At 35.1% G+C, this 18,869-nt stretch carries 18 protein-coding genes and 1 riboswitch; of the genes, 3 read left to right on the top strand and 15 right to left on the bottom strand.

Annotated features, from left to right (window positions below; translation table 11 throughout):
* Positions 1 to 82 precede the first annotated feature (82 nt).
* Positions 83 to 222, bottom strand: a riboswitch (FMN riboswitch).
* 248 nt (positions 223 to 470) lie between these two features.
* Entirely contained in the window at positions 471 to 1,157 is a 687-nt protein-coding gene (locus tag AC1Q8M_RS03710; RefSeq protein ID WP_000711798.1) for a hypothetical protein, read from the top strand.
* A gap of 153 nt (positions 1,158 to 1,310) precedes the next feature.
* Here AC1Q8M_RS03710 and AC1Q8M_RS03705 read toward each other — a convergent pair whose 3' ends face one another.
* The 14 genes from AC1Q8M_RS03705 to AC1Q8M_RS03640 form a co-directional block, all read right to left on the bottom strand.
* The gene (locus tag AC1Q8M_RS03705) at positions 1,311 to 1,925 is read right to left on the bottom strand and encodes a peptidoglycan DD-metalloendopeptidase family protein (RefSeq protein ID WP_000866228.1); all 615 of its coding nucleotides are present in this window, start codon (positions 1,923 to 1,925) and stop codon (positions 1,311 to 1,313) included.
* Positions 1,926 to 2,008: 83 nt separating this feature from the next.
* A complete protein-coding gene (locus AC1Q8M_RS03700; protein ID WP_000781271.1) occupies positions 2,009 to 2,590 on the bottom strand; it encodes a cob(I)yrinic acid a,c-diamide adenosyltransferase in 582 nt (193 codons plus the stop codon).
* Between the two features lie 136 nt (positions 2,591 to 2,726).
* A complete protein-coding gene (gene resE, locus AC1Q8M_RS03695; RefSeq protein ID WP_000964683.1) occupies positions 2,727 to 4,502 on the bottom strand; it encodes a sensor histidine kinase ResE in 1,776 nt (591 codons plus the stop codon).
* Complete coding sequence (gene resD, locus AC1Q8M_RS03690; RefSeq protein WP_000426861.1) at positions 4,502 to 5,218, bottom strand: DNA-binding response regulator ResD; 717 nt, start codon at positions 5,216 to 5,218, stop codon at positions 4,502 to 4,504. The genes resE and resD overlap by 1 nt, the downstream gene beginning before the upstream one ends.
* Positions 5,219 to 5,520: 302 nt before the next feature.
* The gene (gene resC, locus AC1Q8M_RS03685) at positions 5,521 to 6,678 is read right to left on the bottom strand and encodes a cytochrome c biogenesis protein ResC (RefSeq protein ID WP_000250087.1); all 1,158 of its coding nucleotides are present in this window, start codon (positions 6,676 to 6,678) and stop codon (positions 5,521 to 5,523) included.
* A 14-nt stretch (positions 6,679 to 6,692) separates the two neighbouring features.
* The gene (gene resB / locus AC1Q8M_RS03680; protein ID WP_000910517.1) at positions 6,693 to 8,318 is read right to left on the bottom strand and encodes a cytochrome c biogenesis protein ResB; all 1,626 of its coding nucleotides are present in this window, start codon (positions 8,316 to 8,318) and stop codon (positions 6,693 to 6,695) included.
* A 120-nt stretch (positions 8,319 to 8,438) separates the two neighbouring features.
* Positions 8,439 to 8,960 (bottom strand): thiol-disulfide oxidoreductase ResA, encoded by a 522-nt coding sequence (gene resA, locus AC1Q8M_RS03675; RefSeq protein ID WP_000742194.1) that lies wholly within the window; start codon positions 8,958 to 8,960, stop codon positions 8,439 to 8,441.
* A gap of 106 nt (positions 8,961 to 9,066) precedes the next feature.
* Entirely contained in the window at positions 9,067 to 9,795 is a 729-nt protein-coding gene (rluB, locus tag AC1Q8M_RS03670) for a 23S rRNA pseudouridine(2605) synthase RluB (protein WP_072939627.1), read from the bottom strand.
* Between the two features lie 289 nt (positions 9,796 to 10,084).
* The gene (gene spmB, locus AC1Q8M_RS03665; RefSeq protein WP_000029514.1) at positions 10,085 to 10,615 is read right to left on the bottom strand and encodes a spore maturation protein SpmB; all 531 of its coding nucleotides are present in this window, start codon (positions 10,613 to 10,615) and stop codon (positions 10,085 to 10,087) included.
* Positions 10,612 to 11,208, bottom strand: a complete 597-nt coding sequence (gene spmA, locus AC1Q8M_RS03660; RefSeq protein WP_000247810.1) for a spore maturation protein SpmA — start codon at positions 11,206 to 11,208, stop codon at positions 10,612 to 10,614. The genes spmB and spmA overlap by 4 nt, the downstream gene beginning before the upstream one ends.
* Positions 11,201 to 12,325 carry a D-alanyl-D-alanine carboxypeptidase family protein gene (locus AC1Q8M_RS03655; protein WP_001252626.1) on the bottom strand — a complete coding sequence of 375 codons (1,125 nt, stop codon included), beginning with the start codon at positions 12,323 to 12,325 and terminating at the stop codon, positions 11,201 to 11,203. The genes spmA and AC1Q8M_RS03655 overlap by 8 nt, the downstream gene beginning before the upstream one ends.
* A gap of 112 nt (positions 12,326 to 12,437) precedes the next feature.
* Positions 12,438 to 13,352 (bottom strand): superoxide dismutase, encoded by a 915-nt coding sequence (locus tag AC1Q8M_RS03650; protein WP_001075742.1) that lies wholly within the window; start codon positions 13,350 to 13,352, stop codon positions 12,438 to 12,440.
* Positions 13,353 to 13,457: 105 nt separating this feature from the next.
* On the bottom strand, positions 13,458 to 13,949 hold the full coding sequence (locus tag AC1Q8M_RS03645) for a YpuI family protein (RefSeq protein ID WP_000067551.1): 492 nt from the start codon (positions 13,947 to 13,949) through the stop codon (positions 13,458 to 13,460).
* A 21-nt stretch (positions 13,950 to 13,970) separates the two neighbouring features.
* Positions 13,971 to 14,360, bottom strand: a complete 390-nt coding sequence (locus AC1Q8M_RS03640; protein WP_000584360.1) for a hypothetical protein — start codon at positions 14,358 to 14,360, stop codon at positions 13,971 to 13,973.
* 184 nt (positions 14,361 to 14,544) lie between these two features.
* Between AC1Q8M_RS03640 and mprF the strand changes: the two genes are divergently transcribed.
* Positions 14,545 to 17,124, top strand: a complete 2,580-nt coding sequence (mprF, locus tag AC1Q8M_RS03635; protein ID WP_061666894.1) for a bifunctional lysylphosphatidylglycerol flippase/synthetase MprF — start codon at positions 14,545 to 14,547, stop codon at positions 17,122 to 17,124.
* Positions 17,125 to 17,128: 4 nt separating this feature from the next.
* Here the strand turns inward: mprF and AC1Q8M_RS03630 are convergent, their stop codons facing one another.
* Positions 17,129 to 17,917: a DUF8832 domain-containing protein gene (locus AC1Q8M_RS03630; RefSeq protein WP_098855601.1), complete on the bottom strand. Its 789-nt coding sequence runs from the start codon at positions 17,915 to 17,917 to the stop codon at positions 17,129 to 17,131.
* Positions 17,918 to 18,093: 176 nt separating this feature from the next.
* Between AC1Q8M_RS03630 and deoD the strand changes: the two genes are divergently transcribed.
* Positions 18,094 to 18,801, top strand: coding sequence for a purine-nucleoside phosphorylase (deoD, locus tag AC1Q8M_RS03625; protein ID WP_000110707.1), 708 nt, complete (start codon positions 18,094 to 18,096; stop codon positions 18,799 to 18,801).
* The last annotated feature ends 68 nt before the right edge of the window (positions 18,802 to 18,869 follow it).

Below are 18,869 nucleotides of genomic sequence, written 5' to 3'. Positions count from 1 at the left end.
ACCCTTTGTGTTTTACACAAAGGGAGAATTTAAGGCACATCAAACAGACGTTCAAATCCATATCTTTTTTGAACGCTTGAACCTCCATCTTCTCCCATCCAGACTATACTGTCGGCTTTGGAATCACACCAAATCCTGCCTTAACGGCTCGCGGGCTTAGAACAAAATCATAAATAGTTCATCACCGCCGGTCGGGATTTTCACCCTGCCCCGAAGATAGACCGATATTCTATTTTCCCCTTCATTATACAACAACCTCATAACATTGTGAACTAAAAAATTGTAACTTATTTAAAATTAGTTATTTATTTTTCGTAACAACAAATGAATTGCGAAATATTTTACAATACAATCCATATTTTTTATTATTCGGCATTTCTCTTTTGAATTACCTAGTCATATATAATTAAAAGTGATAAGATATTGAATTGTTAAGATAAGAACATTTTCTGAGTTATGGAGGAAATGTCATGAAAAAAGAAAAGAGACATTCTATTCGAGAAGCAATGAAAAAAAACTTAAGAAAAGAATACTTTTACTTAAAAAAAGAATTACTTTTCTACTGCCCAATTGATTTAGGCACATTCTCAAACGAGACATACTATGCTACTTTCGATGAAGATGGCATCAGTATTTATCAGTATGATAAGAAAACAGAAAGTAAATTAAAATTGTGTGAGCGTCATCCGTGGAAGAGTTGGAGTAAAGTGAAGATTGATCACTATTTGACAACTTCTCAATTTATTTTTCAGGGTGAGCGAAATTGGATCTTATCTCTTTTTCAAAAAGGAAAAGAAGCTCAAAAAATTATTGAAGAGCATACATCTTTACAAACAGAAGTTGTTTCCCGCTCTTTCTTAAAAAAACTTCCTGGCTTTCGTTCTAATACACCACTGAATAAATACATCGGTAGCATTTGTTACACTGCACTTATTGCATTTTTATTAAAATGGATGATTCCATTTCAAGCACCACAAATCGCCCTGTATTCTATTTCGATTGGTTGTATGCTTCTTGGCCTACTTTGTTTGACAATCGGTTTAATTGAACCGACTATCGTACTGTTTCGAACAAAAGAGAAAACAAGAACAAAAGTTTTTTACTTATATAGCTATTTAGCTATTTCTGGATTTATATGTGTCTTTATTTTTTGGTAAAAGAAACCGTCCCAAAATAAATTTTGGGACGGTTTTCTTTTAAATATAGATACTCTAATTCACTCAATACTTCTAGGAGAAGCGCCCATATAATTTCATTTACATTGAACCTTATTTAAGAATATTCAAAGTTTAATTTTTGAGACGTTGCCTTTACTTAACATATAATTGTTGATTAGGATAAATTAGCTCTTGCTGCAATCCATTTTTTTCTTTAATCTCCTTAAGTGTCATACTAAATTTCCGTGCAATACTAACTAAAGTATCCCCTTTTTGTACGACATATAATGATGAAGAAACAACTTCATTTCTTTGTTCACTTAAAACAAGCAATGGGTTCATCGCATTCTTTTTCGCCATCGTCCATCTTCCTTGATGAAGTTCTAGATGTAAGTGTGCACCTCGCGATTCTCCCGTGTTCCCTACTTCTCCAATTTTTTCTCCTTTTGAAATATAATCCCCTTGAACTACATATCTCTTATTTAAATGTGCATACACAGCCTCATATTCTCCATGTTTAATAAATATAACGTTTCCATAACTACTTGAATAATAAGACTTTGTTACCTTCCCTTCTTGAATAGCTGACACAGGCGTGCCGATCGGTGCCGCTATATCTATACCGTAGTGTTTTCCGTGTCTTGTCCCAAAATAATCACTTATCTGTCCTTCAACAGGCCATGCCCATTGATTTCCCTCTGCGTACACATGTAATTGAGATAAAAACAGTACTGTCAATAACATAACGCCGTATTTTAAAACTTTCATATACATCCTCCGTTTTCTAATTACCACCATACCTTCTCTATTTTGGTATATTACAGAAAAAAGTATACAAAAAAGAAAGTGAATCACTCCACTTCCTTCTCTTTCTTATCACGAAAAACGATTGCACTGCGATTATACTCTACATCTTTTACTTGTAATCGAGCGTTTATTACTCTAGCTACTGCAAATAAATAGTCAGATAATCTATTTACATACTTTAGAACAACTTCATTTATTTTTCCTTCTTTTTGTAAGGACACGATACATCGTTCTGCTCGCCTTACAACTGTACGTGCAATATGAATAGCAGCTGCCGACTCGCTTCCACCTGGTAAAATAAAGCGCTCTAGCGGCGGTGCTTCTTCTATATACGAATCAATCCTACTTTCTAAGTTTTCGACCATTTCAATTTTTACTTTATAAGGTATCTTCTCACCTACTATCGCCAAGTCTCCCCCGCAATCAAATAGTTCATGTTGAATCGTTTCAAGTTCATTGTAAATATCTCCGAAAGGCCCGCCTTGTAGTTTAGTCATTGCATATCCGATATGAGAATTCGCCTCGTCTATTGTTCCATACGCTTCCACACGGATATCATCTTTATCAACCCTACCACCTATTACACTTGTCGTTCCTTTATCTCCTGTTTTTGTATATAATTTCATTTCTTCACAGCACCTCTCTTGTTATTCTTTATTCGAGCAACATAGAAAAAAGTTCTACCATTCTTTATTTAATTGAGTTTACAAAAAAATAAAAAACAGCAGAACTTTATTCATTATCAACTTTAAAAACGTATATCTAAATTATACGATTCGGTAAATAGACAGAGAATGTAGTTCCTTCTCCAACAACACTTGATACAGAAATTTTACCATCATGGCCTTGAACAATATTTTTCGCAATCGCAAGCCCGAGTCCTGTTCCACCTTTTTTTCCACGTGTTCTTGCTTTATCAGCTTTATAGAAACGATCAAATAAAAATGGAATATCTTCTTCTGGAATACCAACGCCCGAATCTTGTACTTCAAAAATGAGACCATTATTTTTCGTATCAATTACAAGTGTTACATGTCCGCCTGCGTTCGTATGACGTATTGCGTTATCAATTAAATTCGTCAATACTTGTTCCATACGATCTGCATCAAACGGGTATTGTTCAATTGGATTTTTGAAATCAACTGTTAGTTCAACTTCTTTATCCTTTGCAATCCCTTGGAATTTACGACCAATTTTTTCAACAAACGGATGTATGTCCACTTCACCTATATGTAACTCTACATTACCACTTTCCATGCGTGCTAAATCTAATAATTCATTTACAAGTTTACCTAAACGAACGGATTCATCATAAATGATTTGAACAAACTCATTAATTTCTTCTTTCGTTTGCACAATATCATCTAAAATTGCTTCACTATACCCTTGCAGCATGACCATCGGTGTACGAAGTTCATGCGATACATTCGCAATAAAGTCTTGACGCATCTTTTCAAGACGACGTTCTTCCGTCATATCTCGCAGTACTGCTACAGCCCCGCGAATTTTCGTTTGATTGTAGAGCGGCGTCATAAGAACTACATAGTTCCCTTTTTGTAAATTAATTTCAACAACTTGTTGTTGTTCGCTTTCTACAACGAGATGGAATAGTTCAACAAGTTCAGAAGGCAGTTTTTTACTGAGCTCTATCTCTTTTTCTTCTTGCCAAACTTGTAAGAAATGTTCAGCCGGCGGATTGATTACTACAACTTCACCTTCTTGATTTAATGTAATAACCCCATCTGCCATACTACTCAAAATACTTGCTAACTGTTCTTTCTCTTGCTGCAGGGCATTCATATTAAACTTCAACTGTTTCCCCATTTGATTTAAGGCCGTTGCGAGCTCACCAATCTCGTCCTGAGATACCATAGGAGCTTTCGCATCAAACTTCCCACGCGACACTTCAAAAGCAACCTCACGCATTTTACGAAGTGGTGCTGTAATTCGAGTAGATAAGAAGAATGCAAAGAAAGTTGTTAATATAATCGCAATCCCTGCTGATAAGAATATAAAATCAGTCGTTCTTTCCATACCTTGTATCGGCACTTGTAAAGATTCGTATACAAACACTGCACTTTGATTTTTTGATTGCACTGGTTTTCCGACAATCATAATATCATTTTCAGTATTTTTATTTTTTCTACTATTAGAGGCTTTTCTAATGTTATTCTTAATTTCTTTTTTGTCTGTAAACACAGCCGCTAATTCTTTATCTTCTTTTAAGTCATCCATTGTAAGAGTGACTAAGCCTTCTTGTTTCGGTGAAGAAGAGATTTCTTTACCATCTTCTACAATAATAATCCTTGAAAGTGGATCAGAGAATTTGTAAGCGATATTCTCAATCGTTTTTACATCGGCACCTTCTTCAATTAACTCTGAAACACTTGTTGCGACTTTTTGAAGCCTAGCTTCACTCATATCAACATAATACGTTCTAAAAAACTGTGAAAGTAAAATCGCAACAAATCCAAGAACAAACGAAACGAGAAGTAATATGGTCATCCATAACTTCCCTACTACACTTCTCCAAAGCATCAGTCGTTCACAACCTCAAATTTGTAACCTACACCCCAAACAGTAACAATCATTTTCGCTGCATCTGGTGATTTTTTGCTTAACTTCTCACGTAAACGCTTTACATGTGTATCAACTGTACGTAAATCTCCGAAGAATTCATATTGCCATACTTCTTTTAACAGTTGCTCACGATCGAATACTTTATCAGGAGCTTTCGCTAAAAATAATAGTAACTCATATTCTTTCGGCGTTAAGTTTACTTCATTACCATCTGCAGTAACACGGTGTGCATCGTTGTCAATTGTTAAGTGCGGGAATACAGTAACATCTTTTGTCGTTGTATCTTGTGTAAAGAATGTTGTTGGTACAGCACGACGTAATACCGCTTTCACACGTAGCACGACCTCACGTGGACTAAATGGCTTTACAATATAATCATCTGTTCCAACTTCAAATCCTTGTACTCTATTTACTTCTTCACCTTTTGCTGTCAGCATAATAATTGGTGTCGCTTTCTTCTCACGAACCCCTTTACATACTTCAATGCCATCTTTACCAGGCATCATAAGATCTAATAAGATTAAATCGTAATCATTTTGTAACGCCATTTCTAAAGCTGTATCACCATTATCTGCTTCTTCAATTGTGTATTGTTCTCTTTCTAAGTACATTTTCAATAAACGACGAATACGATCCTCATCATCTACAATTAAAATTCTTGATTCATTTTCCATCTCTACCCGCTGCGTACTCTCACTTCAGCGGTTCACACCTACCCTTCTTTACTATTATGTTGCGCTATTCTCGTTTATTTAAGCAATCTTCTAAATGTTTCACTTCCCATATTATGCTTCACAAGAATAATAAATTTTGTTCAATTTTTTTCCAAAACTATGTATTTTTTTTGAACAGTATATAATGTCCTCGACATCATTTTACAAAATCAACCGCTACTTTGTCATGTTTTTCTCAAAAAAGAAGAAAAGTTGACAAAAATAAAATAGGAAAGTGACATGCACTCTCCTATTTTATTTCTCTATGCATATGAATGTAAACCGGCAATAATTAAGTTTACTACAATAAAGTTAAACATAATAATTGCAAAACCAATTACTGCAAGCCAAGCTGATTTCTCTCCATGCCACCCTTTAGATAATCGTAAATGTAGTACTGCAGCATAAAAGAGCCACGTTATAAGTGCCCAAACCTCTTTCGGATCCCAGCCCCAAAAACGCGTCCACGCTATTTGAGCCCAAATCATTGCAAAAATTAACGCTCCTAATGTGAAAACTGGGAATCCAATTGCAATAGATCGATATCCGATTTCATCTAGTAAATCACTATTCGTATTCTTTACTAACGGCTGAAGTGCTGCCGATACTCGCTTCCGTAAAACAAGTCTTAATACAATATAAAGTAATGTTCCAACTAACACTGACCAAATAACAGTATTTAATTTCTTCGCATTTACAATCGCTGGAACTTCAACTGCCGGTTCTAATTTATTTTCTGTCAGTAACTTCCCTTCATGCGGTCCAACTAAAGCCGGAAGATTGTACTTCATTTCCAGTTGCTGTTCATTTTTATCAACCCATTGAAACTTCGCTTCATATTTCATACTAGAAAATACCGTTGTTACTCCAATAAATCCAACTGTACAAACAAGTGTAAATACTACCGTCTCTAGCCAAAATGTCCGTTTACTTCTCGTTGATTGATCTACATTTTTTAATAAATACATAACGCCCGTAATAAAACTAATCGCTAAAATTGCTTGTCCTGCTGCTGCAGTCGTCACGTGAATATGTAACCAATTACTTTTTAAAGATGGAATAAGCGGAGATATTTCCCTCGGAAACATACTTGCATAGGCAATTAATAAAAGCGCAACTGGTAATGCAAATAGTCCAATTATACTTACACGGTACATAAAATACATTACAATAAATGCTCCTACAAGCATCATGCCGAAAAATGTACCGAATTCAAAAAAGTTACTAACTGGTGCATGCCCTGATGCGATCCACCTTGTAACAAAATATACTGTTTGTGCTATAAACCCTAAAATTGTAATTGTTATTCCTACATTTGCCCATTTATGACCCTTTTCTTTAATGGCTCCACCAAAAAATAGAGTCGCAATTAAATATAAAATAAATGCGGTAAAGAGAAAGTTACTACTTATTTGCACCATATCGTTTCCCCACCTTAACTAATTTTTTTATCGATTACTTTATCATTTGGCTGTGGAATTGCTGTACCTTCTATTACTCTTTCAATATCTTTCTTTAAACCGAACCAATTTTTATTCGTATGCCCTGCAATCCACCATTCATCATTAACACGTTGTATCCAAATACGGCGATGATTCCAATACATACCTTGAATGACACCAACCATAAATATAAACCCTCCAATACCGAGAATCCAAAGCGTTAAATCTTTTCTTACAGTAAGTGCTGTTGCATTTTGCATTTCAACACCTGCAAACGACATTTTATATTTGTTGTTTCCATCAGGTTCTATATTTTGCTGAATACCAACAAAACTCACTTCACCATCTGGTGTTTCAGGTGTAAACATTTTAAATACAAATGCAGGATTGTTCGGTAATTTCGTTTTTGTATTTGGTTTTCCATTCTCATCGAAATAAAAATCAGGAAAATAGCTTAATAGTTCTAGAGAATAACCATTTCCTAAATCATATTTTTCCTTAGGATTCGTTAAATCTACTTTAATCGGTCCCCATTTTTGATTATTTTCTTTATTTTGCAAGTTGAAGGACATACTTTTAAATTCACTTTCTTTATAATCCACTTGATACACTGCAAATTGATCAAATTTCAGTGGTTCATTTACTCGAATTTCCGCTTCTTTTACTTTTTCCAACTTTGGTTTTTGCCCTGCTATATTTTCGCCCACAGCTTTATATAATACAGCATTCGTTTGGAAGTTTTTCGCAATCATTTTATCGCCTACACGATCAATCGCTTCCTCAAAAACTTCCTTGTCCTTACTTTTATCATAAACTTCTTTTATAAATTTCTCGTTTTTTAAGTAGTATTGTCCATCCGTCCCTGGTATTTCTTTCGTTTCACCATCACGTAACCAAAGTGCTTCGTCTACGTACATACTCGGTAAAAAACGAAGCATCGCACCGAATAAAAAGATAATAAGACCGATATGATTTACATATGGACCCCAACGCGAGAAGCGTCCCTTTTCTGCTAAAACGTTTCCGTCTTCCACTTTCACGTTATAGTTTCTTTTCTTTAAATTCTTTTGCACTCTTTCCAGGTCACCATCTTTCGGTGTACCAGTCCCATATAATCTCTGTCTCTTTAAAAAGCTAGGATGTCTTTTTACGCCTTGCTTTTTTAAAGCTTTATAAAGTGGAATAACGCGGTCTAAACTACATATCACAAGTGAAATACCGATAGAAGCAATCAAAATCATATACCACCATGAACCGTATAAATTATTAAATCCTAATTGATAGTATAATTGCCCTAAAAATCCGTATTCTTGTTTATAATATTCAGCTGGTGCAATCCCTGGAGTTATGTACATTTCTTGCGGAAAAATAGTTCCTATCGCTGATGCAGCTAAAGTTATTACGATTAGCCATACACCCACTTTTACAGAAGAGAAAAAGCTCCAAATTTTATCGACTATCGTTTTTGTTTGCGTGAGAGATCTCCGTGCACTCCCCTCATAGCGCATATCCAATAGTTTTGCATTTTCATTGCTTTCAAATGGTTTCCCGCAAGCTTCACAAAAAACGGTTCCTATCGGATTAACATGTCCACATTCACATTTAATTTCTTTCAACACTCTCACCGCCCTGTCTCTATATGTACTATTGTATATTCTAACCTCGAGTTACCGCAATACTCAGAATTTTTAAACCAGAGGCACTATAGACACGCACCTCTTATGTAAAGGCTTTCTTTATTACGGAGTAATTTTCTTTAAATACCCTTCTAATTGTTCTTTCGTTTGTTCACCTATAATTTGCTCCACTACTTTTCCATCTTTATCAATCAAAAAGCTTGTCGGTAATGGACCTACTCCATATGTTCCTATAATCTTTTGTCCTTTATCAATAGCAACTGGGAATTTCAAACCATATTGGTTCACAAAGTTCTTTACTGCAATATCCGTTTCATCTGCATCTAACGCTATGATTTCAACGCCTTTTTCTTTATACTTTGGATATAATTCATTCATATAAGGCATTTCTTTTTCACAAGGTTTACACCACGTACCCCAAAAGTTTAAAAATACACCTTTTCCCTTTAAATCTTTTAGTTCAATTTTCTTCCCTTCTAAATCCGTCACAACAAAGTTAGGTGCTTCTTTTCCGATTTGCATTTTCTCTTTATTAGCAAAGAATCCTTGATAAAGGGTAAATCCTACAGCACCACATAAAATGAGTAGAATAATAACGCGAAATAATAAGCGATTTTTCTTCATATTACCTCTCCTCTCCTCGGTAAATGTTATGTATTATCTTCTGTAAATGTTGTATTGAATAAATCACCAGCAGAGCACTCCACTGGTGAATTTTTAACTCTATAGCTTATCTTGGCTTTGTAGAAGCAAGCGCGCGTAATTGTTTCACCTCATGTGGTGTCAATTCTCTCGCATCACCAGGTCGCAGGTTTCCTACTTCTAAGAAAGCATAACGTTCACGTTTTAATTTCACTACTTTACAGTCTAACGCTTCAAACATACGACGTACTTGACGGTTACGTCCTTCATGAATTGTTAATTGTACAATAGCCATTTCTTTACGCTTGTCCCAAGAAATAATTTTCACATGTGCTGGTGCTGTTTTACCGTCTTCTAGTGCAACACCGCGTTCTAACATGCGAATTTTCTCACCTGTTAATGGGCCTTTTATTTTTGCAACATACGTTTTTTCAACTTTATATTTAGGATGCATTAATATATTTGCGAAGTCCCCGTCGTTTGTCATTAATAATACTCCTGACGTATCATAATCTAGACGTCCGATTGGGAATAAACGTTGTGTAATTTCAGGGAAAAAGTCTGTTACAACACTTCTACCTTTATCATCTGATACACTTGAAATTACACCAGTTGGTTTATATAGTAAAAAATAAACAGGTTCTTCTTTTTCAAGAGGGATGTTATTTACTTCTACTTTATCTTGAGGAGTTACTTTTGTTCCTAACTCTTTTACTATTTTTCCGTTAACTTTCACTTTTCCTTGCTGAATTAATTCCTCAGCCTTTCTTCTCGATGCAATACCTGCTTGCGCAATCACTTTTTGTAATCGTTCCATTTCTTTTTTTCACCTCGAATTTATCTTACCTTACATTAGAAAGACTTGGCAACCGCATACGCTTTACGGTTATTCGCTCCATCTCACTTAAACAACATAGCGATGATATTAAACATATAAAGGTCAAATCATGTTTTTATCCTTTATTATTGTCCATATTTTTCATATTTCTCACAATAAAAGTTCATCATTTTGTCAAAAATACCACATAAAAAAACCACTATTAAGCTACACCTTAATAGTGGTCGTATACGTATTATACGCGAAATAGCATAAAAAATGAATAGCTTTACTGAAACAATAGGGAAACAAAGACAATCGAGCAAATAATTCCGATTAAATCTGCAAAAAGACCTACTTTTAATGCATCTCCCATTTTTCTAATACCAACAGCTCCGAAGTATACTGTTAAAATATAAAAAGTCGTATCTGTACTCCCTTGCATCGTAGAAGCTAATCTCCCAATGAATGAGTCTGGCCCATATGTGGCAATTAAATCAGTCGTAATACTTAGACCAGCAGAACCTGAAATAGGGCGTATTAGTGCTAATGGAACGATTTCTGCTGGAACATGAATTAAATCTAGCATTGGCTTCATTACTGATATCATTGCATCTAGCGCACCTGAAGATCGGAATATAGAAATAGAAACAAGCATTCCAACCATAAACGGTAAAATGGAAATTGCAATTTGAATCCCTTCTTTTCCTCCCTCAACGAACGATTCATACGTCGGCACTTTCTTTATCGTGCCATATAAAAGGATAAAACCAATTACACAAGGGATTACCCATAAGGAAATTGTATTTACAATACTCATTTTTTCCGCCCCTTTCTACTCCTTCTTCGGTAAAAATAGCGGTCAATCCAAATCGCTCCAATCATAGAAAGTACTTGTGCAATAAATGTTACCCCAACAATTTCAGTAGGATTGGCTGATTCATACGTCATTCGAATTGAAATGACTGTCGTAGGAATTAATGTAATAGCTGATGTATTTAATGCTAGAAACGTCACCATAGAACGGCTCGCCGAATCCTTTCCTCCATTTAACTCTTTTAGTTGTTCCATCGCTTTAATACCAAGAGGGGTTGCTGCATTACCTAGACCAAAAAAGTTTGCCATCATATTTGATAGAATAAATCCCATGGACGGATGGTCCTTTGGTATTTCTGGAAACAACCTTTTTACTATCGGCATAAAAAGCGAAACTAATTTTTTTAACAATCCGGCTTCCTCTGCAATTTTCATTAAACCAAGCCAAAATACTAAAACACTAATAAGTCCTATACAAATCGTTACTGCATCTTTTGCTCCGTCAAATACAGCCTTATTCACTTCTTCCATCGTTCCATTTATCATGGCGTATACAATCCCAATGACAGCCATCGCTACCCATACGAGATTAACCATCGTTCCCAACACCTATCATGTAAGAAAAAATTTCTTTCACATTATTCCAGTAAAGTCCCGTTGTAGCTACTAACTTCCGTTTACTATAAAATAAATTCCGTTCTCCAACTTTCTCATTGCCAACATAAACATCTGTCTTTCCAACCTTTACTCCATCCTCAAGCGTTATACTTTTATCCAGTTCAACTTTTAATAACACGTTCTTTCTTTCCTCTTCAGTTAACGGCACGGAAAAACTATTTTTCGTATAAACATGGTTGGCATACTTCTTTTCATTTATTTCAGCAATTGCTCCTTGTCCTAAAACTTTCGTTTGCTTGAAACGTTCGAATCCTTTGTCAAATAGATTCATATGATCATCCCAATCACTAGAAGCACTCAAAGTTACGACAATTAAATCTAGTCCATCTTTTGATGCCGTTGTAACAAGCGTTCTTCCTGCTTTCTTCGTAAAGCCTGTTTTTCCTCCTGTTGCAAATTCATAATAAGACGTTACCAACTTATGTTTATTTTTCCACGGGTAATCCCAAGAATCGGATTTATACGTTTTTGTTCCAAAGATTTTTTTAAATGACTCGTTTCCCATTGCATACTTCGTTAATAACGCCATATCGTAAGCCGACGAATAATGTGATCCATCTCCATCTAAACCATGAGGGTTTGAGAAGTGAGTATCTTTCATTCCAATTTCTTTCGCCTTTTCATTCATTAAATATACGAATCCATCTATACTCCCACCCACACTTTCAGCAATTACTTGCGCTGCGTCATTACCAGATCTAAGCATGAGTCCGTATACTAAATCTTCTAACTTCACTTTTTGTCCAGGCTTTAAATAGATTGCTGATCCTTCCACCCTCACCGCTTCATTGCTAACTGACACCATTTCTTTCATCTTCCCTGATTCAGCAGCTAACAAGGCAGTCATAATTTTTGTTATACTAGCAATTTTTTGAGGTTCATGTTCTGCTTTTCCGTATAATACACGACCAGACTGTTGCTCCATTAATACAGCATTTCGAGCACTGACATTGCTGTTCATCTTTGCATATGTAGGAATTGGCATAACGCTTGCGTACATAATAAGAAGCGTAATGATTACACAAATTCGTCTCATATTTCCCCCCACGTCCTTTTGGCACTTTTTGTACAAGTGTATGCTTGGCCTTTTAAAATATGAACGAAATCTTCCTTCTGCTTTCATTAAAAAAGACGCAGAGAATTTGCGTCTAATATGGTGTCCATTCAATTTGTTTCGCAGTTTCAAACCTTTTTTCTACATCAGGCCAATTTACAACATTCCACCAGTTTTTAATATATTCATCTTTTCGATTTTGGTATTGTAAATAATACGCATGTTCCCAGACATCTAGTACAAGGAGTGGTATCGTATCCCATTGTGTAAATAATTGATGAAGTGTACTTTGCAAAATTTCTAACCTTCCAGACCGGGGCACCCAAACGAGAATTGCCCAGCCTGAACCTTCTACTTTAGAGGCCGCTTCTGTAAAATGTTTTTGGAAACGTAAAAAGCTCCCAAAATCTTGTTCGATTTGTTGTGAAAAAGCACCTCTTGGACTTCCACCACCGTCTTTTTTCATGTTATTCCAAAATATCGTGTGTAAGTAATGACCTGACCCATGAAAAGCCGCTTCTCTCTCCCAATGCTTAATTAAATCAAATTGATTTGTTTTTCTCGCTTCTTCCATCATCTTCTCTGCTTTATTTAACCCTTCCACGTAACTCCGATGATGTTTATCATGGTGTAACATCATAATTTCTTTAGAAATATACGGTTCTAACGCATTATACGGATAAGGTAATGGCGGGAGTGTATGTCCTCCAATTGGAACAGCTCGTTCGCTATCCCCTCTTTCATATAATTCATATTCCTCTTCTTCTTGCATAAATACTTCCTGCAAGTGATGCTGAATGTGTTCTACATCATCACTTATTTCATACATAAACTCTGCATCTGTTTCATACTCATGCTCTTTCATACGCTCTAACAACGTCTGAATTTTATAAGCAAGCATATGGACATCATACACTTCCATTGCGCGGCTATCTAATACGTGAAGAACACTTTCACACCAATTTTCTACTTCATGAAAGTAATCTGTAAATACACCTTGCTGATTCATGTTGCACCTCCCTAATGCTATCCACTTAACTATATTCAATGAAAATCCCTTATATAACTGTACAAAAGGAAAAGAAGCTAAGTCACCTTAGCTTCTTTTCCGCAATCAATATTTGTGTAACATCTTTGTCTGATAATCCGTCTCATAATATTCTAGTTCTTCACGCATCAATTGAAATTTACCTTCTAAACTCTTCATCACTTGCCCCAATGATGCAGGTGGTGTTTGTTGAAAAACGATAGAATTTTTTCCGGTATATGCAGACCGACTATTTTCATACCAATAATCACTCTTCGGTGAAAAAAACTCTGCAATTACTTGATGGTAAATCTTATATAAAATTTTTTCAGCTGCTGTTTTTCGAAATGGCTGACTATTCAACAAGACAAAACATGCATCATGTCCTTCTTCGCAAAAAACGAGAAGTCGTCTCATTGATGCTAATAACCCTTTATAATATTGCTCGTTCCCTGCCGGTGTCTCCTCTAATAAAGAAGGCAACGTATGATAATTTACATAATTGGTTATTAAATGAATAGCATCTTCTAAAAATATAGAAACTTGTTCTGTTTGATTTTCAACCATCAAATTAGACATTTTTCTCTCTCCTTTGCCATTTCACACTATTTCTACTCTTTTATTTTTATGTAATTCAGCCAATATTTCTTGTACTTTCAACACCGTTCCTTCATCAAAATATTGTTGAAATTCTTCCATATTATTTAAATACAAACGTTTTTGCGCACGAAGCTCCCTATCTTTCACTAAACAACATATCGCTACAATATCGCGCAAATATATGTTTTGTTCTTCTACTTTATACACTGGATTTCCTTCAAAAGGAGTAATTTCTTGTAAAACTTCTTCAAAATATCGAACGTATAAAACCGAAAAAGTTTTCTCTTTATCATTTAATATATATGTCACTTCAGATCTGTTAAAAAAATCCTCTGATGTATTAGGTTTCGCTTTTTCTAACTCATATCCTACATAACCTTTTATAATCATATACTCCCCCCTCCTCCTTCTTTTATCTTATTCTAACTTAATTTTCTGATAAACAAAATATTCTTTTAAATATACCTATATAAAAAATAGCTCCCCTATACAGGAATTTACCTTTTTATTTTTCTTGAAGTTTGTCATAATAATATTATTGTCTCAGTTTTCTTACACAAGGAGAGTTGTATTTATGTCGTTTTCATGGAAACGTTTCTTACAAATCGGGAAAATTATCTTCCCATTTGTTGTATTAACAATTGTATTCTTTCAAGCAAAAAAAGAATTAGCGGGCATTTCTTTTTTAGAAGCGATTGATACAATTAAAAACATTCCAACTGGAGGAGTCTTTTTAGCAATTACACTTGGTGCATTCGCTGTATCAACAATGTTCTTTTATGACTATGTTATGCTTCGTTACTTAAAAGCTGATATTCCTGTCCAAAAGATTTTCCGTATCTCGTGGATTGCTAATACTTTAAATGGATTTATCGGGTTTGGTGGTCTCGTTGGAGCCGGCGTACGCACAATGCTTTATCGTCCATACATAAAAGAAAATGGAAAACTTATTAAAAGTATCGCTTGGATGACAACTGCCTTTATTAATGGATTAGCCATTCTTTCATTTCTTGGTCTTATCGGAATATTAGACACGAGATTTATTTTGCATGAAAAACCATGGCTATGGCCTGTTCTTATCTTCTTTGCTCTTTTCGTTCCTATATATATCGGGTTTTCTAAATTAAAAAATAGAAAAGCGATGCAAACAGAGGGACAAGAAGAAGAGGAGAAGAACCCAACCGTTTTATACTCATTAGTTTCATTAGTCGAATGGGTATCTGCTGGTATTGTTATGTACGTCATATTATTATTATTTGGCATTGAAATCGAATTCCAAAAGTTTTTAGGCGTATATGTCATTGCTGCTTTAGCTGGTGTCGTTAGTCTTGTTCCTGGTGGCCTTGGATCATTTGACCTTGTCTTCTTAACTGGGCTTGGGCAATACGGCATCGATACAGGTGTTTTACTCCCTGCTATGTTATTATATCGTCTCGTCTATTACATCTTACCATTCTGCCTTGGTCTCATTTTTGCAGCTTTTGAAATGACAGGAGTAGCCATTAAAAAGTTTGAAGATAAACCTTTTATTGCGCCTGCATTAGAGACAACTGGTGTTATATGGACCTTGCAGCGTGACTTTCTAGGAAAGTTAGGTTCTTGGGCATCTGCTGCTTTAACAGTATTTGCTGGCTTAATGGTTATTTTATCAACCATTCTACCGACAAGTATAAATCGGGCACACGCCTTACATATTCTAGCTCCAAAACACCTTATTCAATTTTCTTTTAGCTTATCACTAACATTCGGTATTCTCCTACTCATTCTTTCACGGGGGATATATTACGGAACAAAACGTTCTTATTATATGACGATTGTTTCTTTAATTGGAGCGGCTATTTTTAATACACTAAAAGGAATTGATGTTGAAGAAACGTTTATTTTATTAATCGTACTCGCTGTATTGTATATGCTTCGTAAAAGGTTTGTACGTGAGAAAATGGAAGTCTCACTTTCCGATATCGTAAAAGTTTTTATATTCCTACTTGTAACGTTATATTTATATAAAAACTTAGGTATTTTATTTGCAGGTGCAAAGGAAGCTTTCAAACCTGATTTTGTCGTTCGTAATATTACACAAGTGAAACGAAGTGCATTAGCAGCTGCCTTTTTTGTTCCTACTTTTTTACTAATTGGTTCACTCATTGCAAATCGTTATCGAAATGAATTTCCCGGGCAACCAGCTAATGATAAAAGATTACAAAACTTCTTAGATGAACATGGTGGAAATGTACTTAGTCATTTAGGTTTTTTAGGAGATAAGCAGTTCTTTTTCAGTAGTGATGGAAAAGCACTCATTCTCTTCTCAATAACTGGAAAACGACTTATTGTACTAGGTGATCCAATTGGTGACCCTTCCTCCTATCGTACTGTATTGCAAGAGTTTTTAGCTGAGGCTGATCGATTTGGATACATTTGTGTATTCTACCAAATTGAAAGTAAATGGATGAGTTTATATCACGATTTTGGTTATAACTTCTTTAAGCTCGGTGAAGAAGCTGTTGTTGATTTAAATACCTTTACAATAACAGGAAAGAAACGTGCTGGCATGCGAGCTACTTTCAACCGTTTTGAAAGAGAAGGCTATACATTCTCTATTCATGAGCCACCTTTCTCCGACGAATTATATGAAGAGTTAAGAAAAGTTTCAGATGCATGGCTTGGTGGAAAAAAAGAGAAAGGTTTTTCACTCGGATACTTCGATCGTGAATATATTAGTCGCGCTCCTATCGCAACATTATCTGATGCGGATGGAAAAATTATTGCATTCACAACATTCATGCCCGTATATCAAAACGGATCATTATCTGTCGATTTAATGCGATATTATCCAGATGCGCCTAGCGGCATTATGGACGCAATTTTCATCCACTTATTCCAATGGGCAAAAGAAAATGAGTACCACTCCTTTAATATTGGTATGGCACCACTTTCAAATGTTGGTTTATCCACACAGTCTTTCTGGTCTGAACGAGTGGCTGCTGCAATCTTTAATAACGTTCGTTATACGTATAGTTTCAGCGGATTACGACATTTTAAAGAAAAATATAAACCAGCATGGAGCGGTAAATATTTAGCATTTAGGAAGAATCATTCTTTACCAATTACAATGCTCTCTGTAACAAAATTAATAGGAAAAAGAAAAAACAGCTAAATTCTTAGCTGTTTTTTCTTTTTTGAACTTGTACAATAAATTCTTTTTCATACTTCTTACCATTTATATAGAAATTCCCCCACATTTTATACGTGCCCTCGGCAGGAAATGTAATCCGGTATTGTAATTGCTCATCCGTATCTACAGGCATAGCGTATAAAAAGTTCTCCTTCGTTTCATCCACGATATAGAGTAACTCTACTTCTCCTCTCTCTGAATGTAATTTCAATTTTTCACCCTTTTTCGCTTGAAACTGAAATATTAACGTAACTGGTTCATTCGGATGTAATGCGCCAAATAAAAGAGAAACTTCATACTCTCCTATTTTTTTTGTAAGTACACTGTCGATTGGAAATTTCACTTTTTTCTTATTGTTCTCCTCTTTCGTTCTACCAAAATCTTTCCTAGCGAATGACTCTACGGACTTATTTTTATCTTCGTATAAAAATATTGTATATTCTTCGTCTTTCGCTATTTTGGAAGATAACTTATATGACCCGTTCCCTGCAAATGTAGGTTTAATTTGTTGTATGTGTTTTAACTGTCCATCTACAATCACTGCCCGAATTTGATCATTTACACCACGAATTTCATTATTCTTTTTGTTTAACAACTGAAATAAAATATCTACTTTCTCATTTCCCTTTCCATTTGACACATCCCACTTTACTTCCTGAACATCTCCTACAGTCTCTTCGTTTTCTTGATATTTTTTTATGTAAAATCCTCCTGCCACAATAAGTACTAACGCAATAAGTCCAATGACAAGATTTTTCAAAACATCACCTACCATTTTTATTGTCTCTGTTCATACAAAACTTCTTAAGGTATATATTCTAGATTATGATTTATGAAATCCTCCTATTTTGCACATATTACAAATAATAAAAAGATTTTAATTGAAAGGATTCGTAGTGTATAATGCAAATGATATTGATTTCTATCAATACATTATAAGGAGGACTTTTCATGAGTGTACATATCGAAGCAAAACAAGGCGAAATCGCTGAATCTATTCTATTACCTGGTGATCCATTACGTGCAAAATATATCGCTGAAACATTTCTAGAGGATGTTACTTGCTATAATAACGTACGTGGTATGTTAGGTTTCACTGGAACTTATAAAGGAAAACGTGTATCTGTTCAAGGTACAGGTATGGGTGTTCCTTCTATTTCTATTTATGTAAACGAATTAATCCAAAGCTACGGAGTTAAAAATTTAATTCGCGTTGGAACTTGCGGTGCAATTCAAAAAGATGTAAAAGTTCGTGATGTTATTATCGCAATGACGGCTTGTACTGATTCTAATATGAACCGTTTAACATTCCCAGGATTTGATTTTGCACCAGCTGCAAACTTTGATCTTTTAAAGAAAGCTTACGATGCTGGAACTGAAAAAGGATTACACGTTCGTGTCGGTAACGTTTTAACAGCAGATGTGTTTTATCGTGAAAGCATGGACATGGTTAAAAAACTTGGAGATTACGGTGTATTAGCAGTAGAAATGGAAACAACTGCTCTTTACACATTAGCAGCGAAATACGGTGTAAATGCATTATCTGTATTAACAGTTAGCGATCACATCTTCACTGGCGAAGAAACAACATCTGAAGAGCGTCAAACTACATTTAACGAAATGATTGAAATCGCTTTAGATGCAGCAATTCAACAATAATACACTAAAGAACTTGTCATACGTCTGGCGAGTTCTTTTTATGTGACTTTTTATAAATAACTATTTTA

The sequence above is a fragment of the Bacillus sp. GW823-FHT06A10 genome (assembly GCF_058795375.1).
Note: the sequence above shows the minus strand (reverse complement) of the source record. Positions and strands in the feature narration are given on the sequence as shown.

What these genes read in the sequence shown, in the direction of transcription:
- AC1Q8M_RS03710 (WP_000711798.1), top strand. Translation starts at nt 471, where the DNA reads ATGAAAAAAGAAAAGAGACATTCTATTCGAGAAGCAATGAAAAAAAAC.
- AC1Q8M_RS03705 (WP_000866228.1), bottom strand. Translation starts at nt 1,925, where the DNA reads ATGAAAGTTTTAAAATACGGCGTTATGTTATTGACAGTACTGTTTTTA.
- AC1Q8M_RS03700 (WP_000781271.1), bottom strand. Translation starts at nt 2,590, where the DNA reads ATGAAATTATATACAAAAACAGGAGATAAAGGAACGACAAGTGTAATA.
- resE (WP_000964683.1), bottom strand. Translation starts at nt 4,502, where the DNA reads ATGCTTTGGAGAAGTGTAGTAGGGAAGTTATGGATGACCATATTACTT.
- resD (WP_000426861.1), bottom strand. Translation starts at nt 5,218, where the DNA reads ATGGAAAATGAATCAAGAATTTTAATTGTAGATGATGAGGATCGTATT.
- resC (WP_000250087.1), bottom strand. Translation starts at nt 6,678, where the DNA reads ATGGTGCAAATAAGTAGTAACTTTCTCTTTACCGCATTTATTTTATAT.
- resA (WP_000742194.1), bottom strand. Translation starts at nt 8,960, where the DNA reads ATGAAGAAAAATCGCTTATTATTTCGCGTTATTATTCTACTCATTTTA.
- rluB (WP_072939627.1), bottom strand. Translation starts at nt 9,795, where the DNA reads ATGGAACGATTACAAAAAGTGATTGCGCAAGCAGGTATTGCATCGAGA.
- spmB (WP_000029514.1), bottom strand. Translation starts at nt 10,615, where the DNA reads ATGAGTATTGTAAATACAATTTCCTTATGGGTAATCCCTTGTGTAATT.
- spmA (WP_000247810.1), bottom strand. Translation starts at nt 11,208, where the DNA reads ATGGTTAATCTCGTATGGGTAGCGATGGCTGTCATTGGGATTGTATAC.
- AC1Q8M_RS03655 (WP_001252626.1), bottom strand. Translation starts at nt 12,325, where the DNA reads ATGAGACGAATTTGTGTAATCATTACGCTTCTTATTATGTACGCAAGC.
- AC1Q8M_RS03650 (WP_001075742.1), bottom strand. Translation starts at nt 13,352, where the DNA reads ATGAATCAGCAAGGTGTATTTACAGATTACTTTCATGAAGTAGAAAAT.
- AC1Q8M_RS03645 (WP_000067551.1), bottom strand. Translation starts at nt 13,949, where the DNA reads ATGTCTAATTTGATGGTTGAAAATCAAACAGAACAAGTTTCTATATTT.
- AC1Q8M_RS03640 (WP_000584360.1), bottom strand. Translation starts at nt 14,360, where the DNA reads ATGATTATAAAAGGTTATGTAGGATATGAGTTAGAAAAAGCGAAACCT.
- mprF (WP_061666894.1), top strand. Translation starts at nt 14,545, where the DNA reads ATGTCGTTTTCATGGAAACGTTTCTTACAAATCGGGAAAATTATCTTC.
- AC1Q8M_RS03630 (WP_098855601.1), bottom strand. Translation starts at nt 17,917, where the DNA reads ATGGTAGGTGATGTTTTGAAAAATCTTGTCATTGGACTTATTGCGTTA.
- deoD (WP_000110707.1), top strand. Translation starts at nt 18,094, where the DNA reads ATGAGTGTACATATCGAAGCAAAACAAGGCGAAATCGCTGAATCTATT.